12 protein-coding genes are annotated in these 15,724 nt (G+C 55.3%); 8 read left to right on the top strand and 4 right to left on the bottom strand.

Translation table 11 applies throughout. From position 1 onward, the window contains the following. The 4 genes from KQI65_06800 to KQI65_06785 form a co-directional block, all read right to left on the bottom strand. On the bottom strand, positions 1-3,474 hold a 3,474-nt coding region (locus KQI65_06800), incomplete at its 3' end, for a hypothetical protein (GenBank protein MCB2204443.1). Positions 3,475-3,978: 504 nt separating this feature from the next. Continuing rightward, positions 3,979-4,185: a Trm112 family protein gene (locus KQI65_06795; GenBank protein MCB2204442.1), complete on the bottom strand. Its 207-nt coding sequence runs from the start codon at positions 4,183-4,185 to the stop codon at positions 3,979-3,981. A 120-nt stretch (positions 4,186-4,305) separates the two neighbouring features. After that, on the bottom strand, positions 4,306-6,234 hold the full coding sequence (dnaK, locus tag KQI65_06790) for a molecular chaperone DnaK (protein MCB2204441.1): 1,929 nt from the start codon (positions 6,232-6,234) through the stop codon (positions 4,306-4,308). A 40-nt stretch (positions 6,235-6,274) separates the two neighbouring features. Next, the gene (locus KQI65_06785; protein MCB2204440.1) at positions 6,275-6,712 is read right to left on the bottom strand and encodes an Hsp20/alpha crystallin family protein; all 438 of its coding nucleotides are present in this window, start codon (positions 6,710-6,712) and stop codon (positions 6,275-6,277) included. A gap of 334 nt (positions 6,713-7,046) precedes the next feature. Between KQI65_06785 and KQI65_06780 the strand changes: the two genes are divergently transcribed. The 8 genes from KQI65_06780 to KQI65_06745 all read left to right on the top strand — a co-directional run bounded on the left by KQI65_06780 (position 7,047) and on the right by KQI65_06745 (position 15,703). Beyond that, positions 7,047-8,531, top strand: coding sequence for a CCA tRNA nucleotidyltransferase (locus KQI65_06780; protein MCB2204439.1), 1,485 nt, complete (start codon positions 7,047-7,049; stop codon positions 8,529-8,531). Positions 8,532-8,613: 82 nt separating this feature from the next. Further along, the gene (locus KQI65_06775) at positions 8,614-9,945 is read left to right on the top strand and encodes a TolC family protein (GenBank protein ID MCB2204438.1); all 1,332 of its coding nucleotides are present in this window, start codon (positions 8,614-8,616) and stop codon (positions 9,943-9,945) included. Between the two features lie 26 nt (positions 9,946-9,971). Beyond that, the gene (locus KQI65_06770; GenBank protein ID MCB2204437.1) at positions 9,972-11,282 is read left to right on the top strand and encodes an efflux RND transporter periplasmic adaptor subunit; all 1,311 of its coding nucleotides are present in this window, start codon (positions 9,972-9,974) and stop codon (positions 11,280-11,282) included. Positions 11,283-11,300: 18 nt separating this feature from the next. After that, the gene (locus KQI65_06765) at positions 11,301-12,005 is read left to right on the top strand and encodes an ABC transporter ATP-binding protein (GenBank protein MCB2204436.1); all 705 of its coding nucleotides are present in this window, start codon (positions 11,301-11,303) and stop codon (positions 12,003-12,005) included. Positions 12,006-12,012: 7 nt separating this feature from the next. Continuing rightward, positions 12,013-13,239 (top strand): ABC transporter permease, encoded by a 1,227-nt coding sequence (locus KQI65_06760; GenBank protein ID MCB2204435.1) that lies wholly within the window; start codon positions 12,013-12,015, stop codon positions 13,237-13,239. A gap of 10 nt (positions 13,240-13,249) precedes the next feature. Continuing rightward, the gene (locus KQI65_06755; GenBank protein MCB2204434.1) at positions 13,250-14,479 is read left to right on the top strand and encodes an ABC transporter permease; all 1,230 of its coding nucleotides are present in this window, start codon (positions 13,250-13,252) and stop codon (positions 14,477-14,479) included. A 110-nt stretch (positions 14,480-14,589) separates the two neighbouring features. Next, the gene (locus KQI65_06750) at positions 14,590-14,847 is read left to right on the top strand and encodes a hypothetical protein (protein MCB2204433.1); all 258 of its coding nucleotides are present in this window, start codon (positions 14,590-14,592) and stop codon (positions 14,845-14,847) included. A 10-nt stretch (positions 14,848-14,857) separates the two neighbouring features. After that, complete coding sequence (locus KQI65_06745; GenBank protein MCB2204432.1) at positions 14,858-15,703, top strand: DUF1207 domain-containing protein; 846 nt, start codon at positions 14,858-14,860, stop codon at positions 15,701-15,703. Positions 15,704-15,724 lie beyond the last annotated feature (21 nt).

The following is a 15,724-nucleotide window of genomic DNA, read 5'->3' as shown; positions in this document are numbered from 1 at the left end:
TCCACCGGGCAGTGTGCCGGTCAGACTGGGCGCCTCGGTGTCGCCGCCGGTGAAGACGATGACAGGATTGGGGCTGACCAGGTTCTGACACTCATCCTCAACCGTGTAGGTGTAGGTTGCGGTCCAAGCACAGTCGGTTCCCGAGACATCGGAGTTGATGAGAGTCGCGGTCACGATGCCGCAGTTGTCGGTGTACTGCGCGGCAATGAGCGCTTCGGCCGGAGCCGGCGTGGCATTGCTCTTGCAGAGATTACCCATGGGTCCACCGGGCAGTGTGCCGGTCAGACTGGGCGCCTCGGTGTCGCCGCCGGTGAAGGTCACGACCGCTGGCGACGCAAAGTTCTGGCATTCGTCTTGAATCGTGTAGGTGTAGACTGCTGTCCAGTTGCAGTCTGTACCCGTGACGTTCGAGGTGAGCAAGGTTGCTGTCACAATTCCACAATTGTCGGTGTACAGTGCAGCAATGCTGGCTTCTGTCGGAACCGGATATGCACCCTTGCAGTAATTGCCGACGGGTCCGCCTGGCAGCTGAGCGATCGGGGAGGGTGCCTCCGTATCGCCACCCGTGTAAATGACAACGAGGTTGCTTGCGAAGTTCTGGCACTCGTCCTCTACTTTATACTCATAACGGGCCTGCCAGTCGCAGTCTGTTCCCGTTACATCAGCGCTGAGCAGGGTAGCGGTCACGATGCCGCAGTTGTCCGTATACAGCGCGGCGATACTTGCCTCGGTCGGTGCCGCAGGTGCAGCACTCAGGCAGGCATTGCCCAGATCATAGCCCGGATTCGGACCAACGAACGAAGGTGCTTCATCGTCGCCTCCGGTGTAGGTGACTACCGCGGGTACACTGTTCTGACACTGATCCTGCACCGAGTACGTGTACTCTGCAGTCCAGTCGCAATCCGTGCCGGTGACACTGGAGTTGGTAAGCGTCGCCGTGACGGTACCGCAGTTGTCGGTGTACAGTGCCGCGATACTTGCCTCGGTCGGTGCCGCAGGTGCAGCACTCAGGCAGGCGTTGCCAAGATCTCCACCCGGGAGCGTGCCACTGAGGGTTGGAGCTTCCGTGTCGCCGCCGGTGTACGTTACGACCGGATTCGGTGTGACGAAATTCTGGCAGTCATCGCGCACCGTATACGTATACTCGGCTGTCCAGCTGCAATCATCTCCTGTGACAGAAGAATTGGTTAGAACGACGGTGATGTTGCCGCAGTTGTCCGTGTACTGCGCAGCGATCGTCGAGATACTGGGAGCGCCCGGTGCGTTGCTCATGCATACGTTGCCTTGCGGTCCTCCCGGGAGGGTGCCTGTCAGAGATGGTGCTTCGGAATCACCCACGGTGATTGTCTCGGAACAATTGTTCTCACAACCGTTCTGATCTTTTATATAGAGACTCAGAGTGTAAGAACCACTGCAGGCCATGGCGGCATCGACCGTTACGGTCTGCTGGTTGTTTGCGCCGATAATGCTGCCGTCGCCTGTGATGCCCCAGAGATATTCCTGCATGCCGGCAGGGGCGCTGTGTACGGTGGTCGCGCTAGGACAGACGGCATCCAGTGGCGTTATGGAGCATGCTGGCAGCGGATTCACTGTGACGTCGACTGTCGTGCTGTTGTCACAATCCGTCGCATCGTCTGTGACCGTGACGGTATACGTCGTGGTCGTCGTCGGGGATACGGTGATGCTCGGTCCGGTCAAGTTGCCCGGTGTCCACACGAAGGACGGTGATGAAGCATTGCTTGTTGCGGTCAGCGTCGATGAGTATCCAAAGCAGATCGCGGTGGGCGAGGCACTTGCCGAAATCGTGGGCAGTGGGAGTACCTCGATAGTAACATCGCAGTAGGGCGCCGGCGTCGAAAGCCCGTTTGCGTCCGTCAGGATGGCCTGGAACGTATAGAACCCTGGCGGCTGTCCGAGTGGATCGAAGTCGAAACTGAACGTCGTATTGTTTGGCGGCGTCCAACTCGATCCCTGGGGACCAGAATACGACCATGCGACGGTGTACGGCGGAGTCCCCTCTGCAATACGTGCTGCGGTTATGGTCACGGGCGAACCATCGTTACAGACTTCATCCACTGATGCCGTCACGGAACACTGGGGGGGCGGCACAAAATTGCCAAAGTTAATTCCGCCCTGCACGTTCGTTGCAATGAGATCCACTCCCCAGGACACGGGTGCATATCCCAGCGCAATCCCGGCTGCCGATGTTGGCATGCCGAGCACAGTCCCGCTATTGATACTTGACGAAGTCGTGGGGAAGGATTCATCCCACGTTGATGGGGGGGACTGGCCGAATGCAGCATAAGGATAGTTCGGCGGTGGCGCCGAAGTCGGTGTGGGCCCTTGATACTGCTCACTGACGACGTACGCGCCTCCAGGCAGTCCTGAAAGGCTGTAGGCGCCGGTATTATCCGTCACGCGTGTATAGTAGACGGGTGTTCCGCCTACGTTGGTAGTAATATAGATTTCCCAGCCTTCGAGTACGGGCTCTGATCCATTTTGAATACCATCTGCATTGGCATCGTAGAATTTCAAACCAGAGATCTGACCGATTGGTGCAGGCGGTATCGGAATCGAAACTGTTCTGCTCCCTGGACCGACAAGTGTTGTATGTCCAGAGGACCCGGGAACAAATCCTGAACCGTCCCTCGAATCATTGCTGAACGGAGGATTGGCGTAGAGATATCCGCCCCAATCATCTGTCGGTGAAGTATTCAACTGGCTCTGCAGAGAAAGACTCCAGATGAATGTCTGCGACAGGTGCAGACAGAAATAGATCTGCAGATCACCCTGATAATTCGCAGGAACGCCACCACCAACGGTACCACCGGCGTTTCGCAGGTCATCGTAGGTTATCGTGAAGCAGCGAAACGATTCGGTCTCCGTTCCGATGCTACCGTACTGTAACGGGGTAGTAGTCAGGTCGCGGTTCATCTGCGCATTTGGCAGATTCAGGAGTTTCCATGCGCCGGCTCTCGTGCCGCCCCAGACGTTTGCATCCTGGCAGTTCTGTGCGGCGGACAGTTCCAGAGCGCTCGTTAAGGGACAAGGGGCTCCGTTCAATGGATGCGGATCAGGTGGAGCCGGCCAGCCGTAACTGCTGGTTGATCCCACTCCAAGAGGGAAGTACAGAGAATTCGATGTACCAACCTGTATCCCTCGCACAAGGTCCACGAAACGTGCTGCAGGATTTCCCTTGGTGAAATCATAACTGATTTTGATGTCGGAAAAATTCGCGCTGCCAACAGTCATGTCGACATTTTTAAGAGTGAGGCAGTAAGGTACCCACTCGCCCTCATCCCAGGCGTTGCCGAGATTACCCGTCACCCAGGTTATCTGGGAGACGTTCCCCTTATTGTTCACAGATGCGCGGAATCCTTCGTAACGGTCCACCCCCCATCCATTTTGTGCTTGTAAGGGGATCGCCATCGCCAATAGTGCAGCGACGACAAACCCGGTTGTCGCGAGTTTCATGATTTCCTCCTCAAACAGTAACAGAATCATACCGGTAAACATGATGCGTCGTTTCCAGTGCATTCGTGAGCATGCGACGGGGGCATGACTCATGTTGACAACGCATCGCTTTGCTGCGTGAGTACGGGCTGAATTGGTTTCAGCGCCATACAGACAGAGCAATCATCTCTCCGAAGGGGAGAGGACGTCGAGTTTTTATCGAGACGGTCGCAAAGCTGCTCGGGACGGGTACGTACAAACGCGCAGGAACGGTCTCATCCGCCGTGCAGCAAAGAACGTTTCGTCCGGGCTTGAGTACTTGTGTATGAAAGACTCCGGGAAAGTGTACAATAATTCCCTAAATGTCAAGATCAGGGGAAATAAATCTTGTACTCTGAAGAGAGGGTGCCAAAGAGGTAGAAACGACGACACCCCACGCGATGTGGGGTGCCGGGAATTTCAAAGGGAGGGGATGTGACCGGAGCGCGGTCCAGACAGGATACCAGTCCGCGAGGCAAGGGCTGATCAGCTGCGATCAGCGCCGCAGTGGAGTTCCTCTGCGCTGCTTACCCCGTCGGGAAGTTCTGCTTCTTCGATTAACATGATGGGAATATCGTCCTCTATGCGGTAGCGGGCGCCGCAACTCGTGCAAACGAGTTTGCCGTCTTCCTCGCGGAGGGGAGATTTTCCAATGGGACAGGCAAGTATTTCAAGAAGGTCTTTGCTGATCATTGTCTCAACCGTATGTGTTTTCAGATACCTGGATGAAAATTAGCGCGTGGAGTCGCAAAAAACAATCGCGCGGGAAGTCCCGAAGAACGACCCGCGCGACTGCTGTCTTGGAGTGAGAGGTTATTCTTTCTTGTCGTCGTCGACGACTTCGTAATCCGCATCCTGTGCACCTGCCTCACCACTGTCGGCTCCGGCATCGGCACCGCCCGCCTGTCCGCCGTCCTGCGCTCCCGCGCCGGACTGCTGCTGGGCATTCTGATACATTTTCGTGGACGCTTCGTTCCATGTTTTGTTCAGTTGTTCCATTGCTGCCTTGATATCGGCGGCGACGTTGGATTTGATTGCTTCCTCGAGTTTTTTGCTTTCTTCTTCGAGCTGCGACCTGGTTGCGTCGTCAAGCTGATCCTTGAATTCCTCGAGCTGCTTCTTCGTCTGGAACACGAGGGAGTCGGCCTGGTTGCGGAGGTCGATATCCTCCTTGCGCTTTTTGTCTTCCGCGGCGTGTTCCTGTGCTTCGCGCTTCATCTTGTCGACTTCGTCTGATGAGAGTCCACTTGAGGACGTAATGCGAATGCTCTGCTCCTTGTTCGTGGCTTTGTCTTTCGCATGCACGTTCAGGATACCGTTGGCATCGATGTCAAAAGTGACTTCGACCTGGGGCACGCCGCGCGGTGCGGGGGGAATGCCATCGAGATGGAAGCGTCCCAGCGTACGGTTGTCGTTGGCCATGGGGCGCTCGCCCTGAAGCACATGGATTTCAACGGAGGTCTGACTGTCGGCCGCCGTGGAAAACACTTCGCTCTTTTTGGTCGGAATCGTGGTGTTCGAGGAGATGAGCGTGGTCATCACGCCACCGAGCGTTTCGATGCCGAGGGAGAGCGGGGTCACATCGAGAAGGAGGACGTCACTGACGTCGCCCGCAAGCACGCCACCCTGGATGGCTGCACCGACGGCGACGACTTCATCAGGATTCACGCCCTTGTGCGGTTCGCGTGCGAACAGCTCCTTGACGACATCCTGCACACGCGGGATGCGCGTGGAACCACCGACGAGGATGACTTCATCGATATCGCCGGGCGTGAGTCCGGCATCCTTCAGCGCTTCCTTGCAGGGTTCAACAGTGCGCTTGACCAGGTCATCGGTCAGCTGCTCGAACTTCGTGCGGGTCAGCGTCGTGTTCAGATGCTTCGGACCTTCGGCCGTTGCAGTGATGAACGGCAGGTTGATTTCGGTCTGCATGAGTGTGGAGAGTTCCATCTTTGCCTTTTCGGACGCTTCACGCAGGCGCTGCAGCGCCATGGCATCCTTACGCAGGTCGATCCCTTCTGCGGTCTTGAATTCGTCCGCAAGGAAATCGATCAAACGCTGATCGAAATCGTCACCACCGAGATGTGTATCACCGTTGGTGGACTTCACTTCAAAGACGCCGTCGCCGAGCTCGAGGATGGAGATATCGAACGTACCACCACCGAGATCGTAGACTGCGATTTTCTGCTGGGCGTCCTTTTTATCGAGTCCGTATGCCAGCGCGGCTGCCGTCGGCTCGTTGATGATACGGCGGACGGTCAGACCCGCGATCTCACCGGCATCCTTCGTTGCCTGGCGCTGAGAGTCATTGAAATACGCCGGCACGGTAATGACGGCTTCGGTGACCTTCTCGCCAATGTACTCTTCGGCCGATTTCTTCAATGCCTGCAGTATGACAGCACTCAGTTCGGGCGGAGAGTACACACGATCGTCGATTTTCACGCGTGCCGATTCGTTGTCTCCGGAAATGACGTTGTATGGAACTTCCTCGATCTCATGGGAGACCTCGTCGAAACGGCGACCCATGAAGCGTTTAATTGAATACACGGTGTTGTGGGGATTCGTGACAGCCTGCCGTTTAGCGGCGTTGCCAACGACACGTTCACCGTCCTTTTTGAAACCGATCATCGAGGGCGTTGTGCGTCCTCCATCGGAATTCGGGATAACCGTCGGGGTGCTTCCTTCCATGACAGCGACGACGGAATTGGTAGTCCCAAGGTCTATTCCAATGATTTTACCCATGAATGCTCACTCCTTTAAGTCTTTATGTTGTAAATGCAGATTAGTCAATGGTGATGGTTCGTTCCGCAGAGCCTTTTGCTGTCTTCAGGCGCATGACAACGGAAAGGACGCCGTCCTTCATCGTCGCGGACAGGCTGTCCGGGTCAATATCGCTGCCAAGCGCGACCTCGCGGTCAAAACCTCCGAAAGAACGTTCGCCACGCACAACTTTCACCTCTTCCTCCGATACCGGCGCATTCTTACTGCCCTGGATGCGCAATACACCGTCGGTAAAGGAAAGCTGCACGTCGCTTTTCACCATGCCGGGGAGCTCAGCGCTCACATGGATTTCATCGCCCTTGCGGTAAATATCAATTTTCGGTTCAAAACCCTTGCCGAATTCAAAGGAAAAGGTTTCAGGAAACTCGTCCGCAAACTTTCGCATGCGCTGGCTCAGATACTCAAGCTCTTTCATCGGGTCAAATTTGATATGCGGCATGGTGTGCTCCTTCGCGTTAAAAAAGTTCATACGTACTGATGCAAACACTGTACCAACCCGCTTTCCGAGTGAAAACGCCATGCACGCATGACAGCGCTGTCAAGATTGTTGCCTCCGTGTCAGCCGGGACTGCCATAATGGCATGAGCTGTGGCAGTTCGCATGTTGTTCAACAAATGCGCTCACACTGCTTTTCATTGTTTTCCAGCGCCGTCTTTCCTAAATTAGCTGAATAAGAACATTGCACTGCACCGGGCCGGGGGGGCACGCCTGAACAATCGCACGAGGGGCCAGTTGTGGTGCATGCTGTATTTGATAGTCACAACATGCGCTCGATGAATATAAAATTACCTGAAGGGATGCTGAAGCGGCTTGGAGAGCTGGCCGCGGAGGAGGGGGTTCTCCTGCACGTCGTCGGTGGTTATGTGCGTGACGTCCTTCTCGGACGTCCGACCAGGGATATCGATATTAGCGTCGTGGGAGACGGTGTTGCCTTTGCCCGCAAAGTACACGAGGTCTTTTCCTCCTCGAAAGTCGTGACGTTTGAGAAGTTCGGTACAGCCCGCCTGATGATTGACGGGACCGAGATCGAATTCGTTGGAACACGGCGTGAGGAATATCATCCGGATTCCCGCAAACCGGTGGTGTCTGTGGGGACGATAGAGGATGATCTTCGGCGGAGGGATTTCACCGTCAATGCCATGGCGGTGTCGCTGATGCCGGACGGATTCGGTCAGCTCATAGATCCGCACGACGGTATGGCGGATCTGGAGAAAGGGCTATTGCGAACCCCGCTGGAGCCTGCAGCCACCTTTTCCGACGATCCTCTGCGCATGATGCGGGCATTTCGCTTTGCCGCACAGCTTGAGTTCACGCTTGCGCCGGATATTCTCGCTGCCGTCCGTGAGATGAAGGAGCGCATTACGATTGTGTCCATGGAACGCATACGTGATGAGTTTTTGAAAACGCTGGCATGCGACAGGCCCTCGCTCGGGTTCGCGCCGATGCTGGAAAATGGACTGATGGAATTCATTTTCCCGGAATTTCACACTCTGGCTGGCGTAGATCAGCGCTCGGTCGAGTATCCTGACGGTGTTCGGAACTTCCATCACAAGGACGTCTTCTATCATACACTGAAGGTGCTCGACAATCTCTGCGGTGTGAGTGATAATATCTGGCTGCGTTTTTCCGCCATTTTGCACGATATCGCGAAACCCAGGACGAAAGATTTTGTCAAAGGTACCGGATGGACGTTTCACGGGCATCCCGAAGTCGGCGCGCGCATGGTGAAACCCATATTCCGGCGCATGAAACTGCCACTCGAACCTGTTCCTTTCGTCCGCAAAATGGTGCTGCTGCACCTGAGACCCATCGCTCTGATCAACGAAGAAGTCACCGATGCCGCCATGCGGCGGCTGCTTTTCGATGCCGGCGAGGATCTGGATGAACTTCTCAAGCTCTGTCGCTCTGATATCACGTCGAAAAACCCCAAACTGGTCAAGCGCTATCTGCGCAACTACGACAATCTTGTCGAACGCCTGCTTGAGGTCGAAGAGCGTGACAGGCTCCGCAACTGGCAGCCGCCGGTGGACGGGGAGACTATCATGAAGGTGTGTGGGATCAAGCCCGGAGTGGCCGTCGGTGTACTGAAAACGCGCATCGAGGATGCCGTGCTTGACGGTATTATCCCCAACGACAGGGATGCCGCGCTGGCGTACTTAGAGAAAATCAAGGATGAGGTTCTCAGCCAGCCACTGCGGAAAAAGCCGCGTTCAAGAAAGAGTCAGCTGAAAAGTCTGCCCGATACCCTGAAGGAATGAAACTTTCATACACCAAATTCGTCTGTTACTGCGGGTGCCGACACATCGCATCTGCCCAATCAGCACAGGACAACCCACGCACATGAATCGCTATCGGACAATCATCGCTCTTGTCGCCGCAGTAATCTGCGCGATTCCCGCGCAGGCGCAGACGACGGCACAGGGTGCGTACACGCTGGACCGCTGCGTTGAAACAGGACTGAAGCATAATATTGAGGTCCTTCGAGCGGAAAACAGCGTCGATCGCAGTAAAACTTTCCGGAAACAGGCACTCGGTGACTTTCTGCCGAGTCTCTCCGCCCGCGGGAGCTGGACGCGCTATGATCGCGACCAGATCGGTATTCGCGGAAACGAGCTTTTCACGTCGCGGAATTCCTACTCCTACAACGTCGAGGCCGGGTTGACGGTATTTGACGGTCTGCGCAATTTCAATACGGCAGACCAGAGTCTTCTCGATTACAAAGCGTCAGAGCAGGGATTCAAGCGCACCAAAGAAAACATCGTTTTTCTCGTGCAGCAGAGCTTTTTCAATGTGCTGCGTTTCGAGCAGCTGGTGCGCGTCGCGGAAAGCAATCTCGAGCGCAGCCGCGGTCAGCTCGATCGCATCAAGGAGATGAATGCGGTAGGATCCGTGCCGCAGGCGGATGTGTACCGGCAGCAGGTGACCGTCGGCAATGACGAACTCGCCGTGATCGAAGCCGAGAACAACGCAAGCAATGCGAATGTGGATCTTCAGGCGTTGCTCGGTATTTCGCCACGTCCCGATTTCGCTCTTTACAGCGGTGATGTTCCTGAAGAGATTACGACCACGGAAATGCAGTCATACCGCGCATCTCTGTCAGACTTCGAGGAAATGGTGGCGACGGCACTTGAAACCCGGTCGGACATGCGGCAGTCGGAGCTGACCGTGGAGAGTGCCGAGAAAGGCGTGTCTATCGCATCGTCGGGACATTATCCCCAGGTGAATGCGTTTGCGCAGTACACCTGGAATAATCTTGCGCTGGAGGCCTTCGACCAGTACGATCGATTCTATTACGGGATCAGCATCAGTTTGCCGATATTCTCCAATTTCCAGATTTCCTCCAATGTCCAGCGTTCTGAAATTGCGCTCAAGGATGCCGAGTACACGCGTGAACAGCTCCGCCGCCGCATCGCCACCGATATCATGCGTGCACTCAATGATCTCGAAGCGGCGGAGAAAAACGCGGAGATCAGCCAGAAAAAATTGCAGTCCGCCCGAGAGGATCAGCGTATCGCGCAGGAACGATACAACCTCGGTGCCGGTACGCTGCTTGACATGATTACCGCCAACGCGAATTTCACGCTGGCGGAATCCGATGTCGTCAATGCGCGTTACAATTACCTGGTTGCGCGCAAGCAAATGGACTATCAACTCGGTCGCATACAGTACTAACTAACAGAGCTTCAGAGGCATCCCACATGGCCAAGAACGGGAAAAACAGGAAGAAGAAAATCATTATTTTCTCCGCGCTCGGCGTGCTGCTCGTCATCATCGTCGTTGCCGTTATTCTCGGCAGCAAAAAAGACGACATCATCGTCGTGCAGACAGAGAAGGTCGAGCGCCGTACCATCACCCAGGTCGTTGAAGCGACGGGGAAAATTCAGCCGCAGACACAGGTGAAAATCAACGCCGAAGTCAGTGGCGAAATTATCGAACTGCCTGTCGAGGAAGGGGACGAGGTCACGAAAGGACAGCTTCTCGTGCGCATCAAGCCCGATACGTACAAGGCGCAGCGTGATCAGAGTATCGCGAATTTGAATCGGACCAAGGCCATGCTCGTGCAGCGCCAGGCGGATTTTCGCAAAGTGGAAAGTGAATTCAAGCGGCAGCAGGAGCTGTTCAGTAAGGGACTGGTGTCGGAAGCTGATCTCGAGTCGATCAAGAGCACGTTTGAAGTGGCCAGGGCCAATGTCGATGCCGCCCGTTTCGACGTGCAGAACGCCGAGGCGACACTCTCGCGCGCGAAAGAAGACCTGAACAAAACCGCGATTTATTCTCCGATCAACGGCGTCGTCACGCAGCGCATCAGCAAGCTGGGCGAGCGCGTCTCCGGATCCAGTTTTACGCAGGGAACCGAGATCATGACGGTGAGCGACCTTTCCATCATGGAGGCGCGGGTCGAGGTCAATGAGAATGACGTGGTGCTGATCAGCCTCAACGATACCGCACGTATCGATGTGGATGCCTATCCCGACCGACTGTTCAACGCGACGGTGTATCAGATCGCCAACACGGCAACGACCACCGGACTCGGTACGCAGGAGGAAGTGACCAACTTCGAGGTACGCCTCATCATCAATACCGAGAATGAAATTTTCCGTCCCGGTATGTCCTGCTCTGCCAACATCGAGACCGACACACACAGCGATGCGCTCTCCGTACCGCTGCAGAGTGTCACCACGCGTGAACGCAAGGAGGACAAGGGCGAGGAAGGAATGGACAGCGACGAGGAGTACGGCGACGTGCAGATCGAAGGCATCACGGACCGTGAAGAAAAGCGTCGCGACAAGCCGCAGGAAGTCGTATTCGTTATCGAAGAAGGATTCGCGCGGAAAAAAGTTGTCGAAACCGGTATCTCCAGCGATTCGTATATCGAAATCCTCAGCGGTATCGACGAGGGGGATGAAGTGGTCAAGGGCAGCTACCGGGCCATCAGCCGCGAGCTCAATGACAGCTCGAGGGTTCGCATCGACAACAAGGTTACTCGCAAGCAGTCGTTCAGCAACTAACGGAAACTTCGCATGGCATTGATTCATATCAAGGACGTCGTAAAAACCTACGACATGGGTGCTGAACTCGTACATGCACTCTCCGGCGTTTCCCTCGACATCGAGGAGAACGAGTACGTCGCCATCATGGGACCCTCGGGTTCGGGGAAGTCCACTCTGATGAACGTTGTCGGCTGTCTCGATACACCGACCTCGGGATTGTATGAGTTCGGGGGACAGAATGTGGGTGACCTCGACGACAATGAACTGGCTGAGATCCGGAATCGTAAAATCGGTTTTGTGTTCCAGACCTTTAATCTTCTTCCACGCTCTACCGCATTGCATAACGTGGAACTGCCGCTGATTTACGCCGGTGTTCCTGCCTCTGATAGAAAAGAGCGGGCGGAGGCGTCACTGGTTGCCGTCGGTCTGGGTGATCGCATGACGCACAAGCCGAATGAACTTTCCGGCGGTCAGCGTCAGCGTGTCGCCATCGCGCGGGCGCTGGTGAATAATCCATCCATTATCCTCGCGGATGAACCGACGGGTAACCTGGATTCGAAAACCGGTATCGAAATTATGCAGTTGATGGTGGATCTCCACGAAAAAGGGAACACCATTATCCTGGTGACGCATGAAGAAGATATCGCATCGCATGCCCATCGCATTCTCCGGCTCTTCGACGGTAAAATTGCCAGCGACGAGAAAGTGGAGAATCCGATGACGTACGCAGTATCGGAGTAACCAGATCATGCTGACACTTCACGATTTCAAAGAGGGCATTCGAATTGCGCTGACAGCGATTGGCGCGAACAAGCTGCGCTCTGTTCTCACCACACTCGGAATCGTGATTGGCGTCGTGGTTGTCACCCTGATGGCCACCGTGATTGAAGGACTCGGGGCGGCGCTCGACAAGAGCATTTCCTCACTCGGGACGGACGTGTACTACCTGAGTAAGTGGGACTGGTTCGGCGGGGAGTGGTGGAAAGCGCGCAACCGCAAGGATGTGACCGTCGAGCAGGCGGAAGAACTCAAGGATCGCTTCCAGCTCGCCGAAGCCGTCGTGCCTGTCGTCAGTACCTGGCAGCGCACCATGAAATACAAGAACCGGTCGGTGAAGGGCAACGTCAATGGGACCGTCCCTGAATACGAGATCACTTCAGGTGTCGTGCCTGAGGAAGGACGGTTCTTCAACCTCTACGAATCGAACGCAGGGCGTCCCGTCTGCGTCATTGGTTATGATGTTGCCAACAATTTGTTTGAGCGTGAGGATCCGATCGGGAAAACCATAAAGATCTCAGGCTACAGTTATCGCGTCATTGGTGTCTTTGAAAAGGAGGGAGATTTTCTCGGGACCAGCATGTTCAGCAAGGACACGCAGGCCTTTATTCCCATGGAAAATTTCCTGAAGATTTTCGGCACCAATCGAAGCATAGATATCCACGTGAAAATGCGTGAAGGGGTGGCGAAGGAGGACGCGAAGGCGGAAATGATCGGAGTGTTCCGAAGTATTCGCGGGGTCCCTCCAGGAGAGGAAAACGACTTCGGCGTCAATACGCAGGATTTTCTCAAACAGGTATTCGATGGCGTGGTCAGTACCATCGGTGTGGTCGGTTTTCTCATCACATCGCTCTCTCTGCTTGTCGGCGGCGTCGGCATCATGAATATCATGTTCGTGTCCGTCAAGGAGCGGACCAAGGAAATCGGTACCCGCAAGGCACTCGGTGCAAAGCGCCGCTCCATTCTCTTCCAGTTTTTGATCGAGGCCGCGACGATCTGTCTGATCGGCGGCATACTTGGACTGGCCATTTCCTGGCCGCTCAGTTTGATTATCGACGAAGTTCTGCCATCGAGCATGCCGCTCTGGGTGGTCGGACTTTCCATGTCCATTTCCATCGCTGTCGGACTCATCTCGGGCATCGTGCCTGCGTACACAGCGGCGAAGATGAATCCCGTCGACGCCCTTCGCTACGAATAGCGAGGTTCCCATGCAAATCGGTGAAAGTATTACCACCGCCTGGCAGATGCTGCGAGGCAACAAGTTGCGCTCCTTTCTCACCCTGCTGAGCATTGCCATCGGGGTGTTCTCCATTATCTCTGTCATGACTTCGCTCGGAGCCCTGCAGAACAGCATCGAGGGGGGACTCAGCGCGCTCGGTGCCAACACCTTTCAGGTGCAGAAATATCCGAACAACCAGGGGGGCGGACCGGAATGGCACATGCGCATGCGGAACCGGCAGGATATCACGTATCAGCAGGGACTCGCGGTGGCGCAGCGGACGCAAGGCGCGAAGGCTGTCGGACTCGAGGTCTGGAAATTCGGTTTTGAGGTCCGCTGGCAAAAGCGCACGACCAATCCCAACATCTCCGTGGCAGGGGAGACGCCCGCCGGACTCGTGACGAATCAGTGGGACATTGACCAGGGGCGGCCCATCATGCAGTCGGATCTCGATCTGACAAGGAAGGTTGTCGTGCTGGGCTACGATCTCAAGCGCATCCTCTTCCCGCCATCGTACAATCCTGTCGGCGAGGACGTTGTGCTCGGGGGTGTGCATTACAAAGTGATAGGGACGCTGAAACAACGCGGTGGTTTTTTCGGAAACCAGGACCGCTATTTCATCATTCCCATCACGACATTCTTCGAGCGCTTCGGAAAAAACCGCTCAATACATATCATGGTGCAGTCGGAGTCCCGAGAAAATTTTGCTGATGTCCGTGACAACGTCATTGGCATTCTGCGTGCCGTGCGTGACGTGCCTCCGGGAGAGGAAAACGACTTCGCGATATTTTCCAACGAATCCGTCATCCGTCAGTTCAATGAAACAACATCGATGGTGCGCATCGGTACACTGGCAATTGCTGCGGTCGCACTGCTCGCTGCAGGCATTGGCATCATGAATATCATGCTTGTTTCCGTGACCGAGCGCACGAAGGAAATCGGTGTGCGTAAGGCCGTCGGAGCCACGCGATCGTCCATCGTCTCGCAGTTCCTTTCAGAGGCTGTGGTGATCTCCGTGCTCGGGGGACTCGTGGGTATCGTGCTTGGACTTGCCGCGGGCAACATACTCGCCGTGGCGCTGGAAATTGATCCCGTCGTCGAGATCGGATGGATCGCGGGTGGCATTCTGATCTGTTGCTTTATCGGGGTTGCCTTCGGCACATATCCTGCCTGGAAGGCGTCGAATCTCGATCCCATCGACGCGCTTCGCTACGAGTGAAATGCGCTCTCGGGAATGAAGAATACATAAAAATCCATAAGGGGAATTTCTTTGCGGGCAACGCTGTTTTCTTCGTATTATGTGAAGGCAGTTTATCGTAGTAAGTCCCTATGGATAAAAAAGATATCAGGAAGTCAACACGAAGGCAGCGCGCTCCCGAGCACGACGTTCGGTTCTGTCTTAACTGCAACGATATGGATGACCTGGCAACGAGTGATGAAGCGACTCATCTCGACCAGTTGCAGGATCGATTCCGCAATTGCAACGAGACAGGAAATTTCGATGGAGATATCTGTTCACGACTCTTCGTGGCCGATGATGAAATCGATGATCCGGATCTCTTTGCGGATGAGGACGAAGACTCGTAGTTTGGCTTCCATGAAAACGCCCACCTTCCTTGCCCTCTGCTTTCTTGCAGTGTTTCAACCCGCATATTCGCAATCCGGTGATTCCTCCGTCTTTCATGAAAGTCGCCTGCTGTTTGCGCCGTTGCAGGCTTCGCATCTCGAACCGCGTGTCGGACTGACTCGCCTTGTACAGAACGAGCGCCTGCGCCTCGACATTGGCAATTCCATCGACATCGCGACATGGAAAGATGTGTTTGGTGGTGCTGACATGGCTATCGGTGCGGATTTCTTTACATGGACCTCATTGCGGCAGGAAAAGGATTTCCATTTCCCCGTTGATGCCGTCGATTATCTTTTCGGACTCAATGCATCGTACCGACGCAGTCTGTCGACGGATGCCGTACTTTCTGCTCGCCTGCGTATCTCTCACATCAGTGCGCACCTGGTGGACGGGAGCTTCGATAAGGACATCGGGGCGTGGCGGGAACAGCTGCCCCGTGTGTACAGCAGGGAATTTTTCGAAGGCATCGTTGCGCTTGAATATCTTCGCTGGCTGCGCGTGTATGCCGGACTTACGTACATCTATCACATTGATCCACCTGATCTCGGGAAATGGCATCCACAGGGCGGCGTCGAAGCCGCGTGGATTTCTCCCGCCGGACTTCCTTTCCATCCATACGTCGCAGTCGATGTGCGCGCCATGGATGTGCATGGGTGGGGTGCAGCGGTTTCCACGCAGATCGGCGTGAAGATCGGTCGCTGGCGTGGCAGCGGGGTGGATGTGTTCATCGCCTACTATGAAGGGAAAAGTCAGCACGGTGAGTATCACGATCGCAACTGGGCGTACTGGGGACCCGGGTTTAATATTTCATTCTGAAAGCGCAGCGGACTGTGGTCC

It is taken from the genome of bacterium, assembly GCA_020444325.1.
Classification (GTDB): domain Bacteria; phylum Bacteroidota; class Ignavibacteria; order SZUA-365; family SZUA-365; genus BM516.
Note: the sequence above shows the minus strand (reverse complement) of the source record. Positions and strands in the feature narration are given on the sequence as shown.

Bases quoted from the DNA above. Each gene is read 5' to 3' on its own strand.
- KQI65_06760 (MCB2204435.1), top strand. From the start codon at position 12,013: ATGCTGACACTTCACGATTTCAAAGAGGGCATTCGAATTGCGCTGACA.
- KQI65_06770 (MCB2204437.1), top strand. From the start codon at position 9,972: ATGGCCAAGAACGGGAAAAACAGGAAGAAGAAAATCATTATTTTCTCC.
- KQI65_06785 (MCB2204440.1), bottom strand. From the start codon at position 6,712: ATGCCGCATATCAAATTTGACCCGATGAAAGAGCTTGAGTATCTGAGC.
- dnaK (MCB2204441.1), bottom strand. From the start codon at position 6,234: ATGGGTAAAATCATTGGAATAGACCTTGGGACTACCAATTCCGTCGTC.
- KQI65_06755 (MCB2204434.1), top strand. From the start codon at position 13,250: ATGCAAATCGGTGAAAGTATTACCACCGCCTGGCAGATGCTGCGAGGC.
- KQI65_06775 (MCB2204438.1), top strand. From the start codon at position 8,614: ATGAATCGCTATCGGACAATCATCGCTCTTGTCGCCGCAGTAATCTGC.
- KQI65_06795 (MCB2204442.1), bottom strand. From the start codon at position 4,185: ATGATCAGCAAAGACCTTCTTGAAATACTTGCCTGTCCCATTGGAAAA.
- KQI65_06780 (MCB2204439.1), top strand. From the start codon at position 7,047: ATGAATATAAAATTACCTGAAGGGATGCTGAAGCGGCTTGGAGAGCTG.
- KQI65_06750 (MCB2204433.1), top strand. From the start codon at position 14,590: ATGGATAAAAAAGATATCAGGAAGTCAACACGAAGGCAGCGCGCTCCC.
- KQI65_06745 (MCB2204432.1), top strand. From the start codon at position 14,858: ATGAAAACGCCCACCTTCCTTGCCCTCTGCTTTCTTGCAGTGTTTCAA.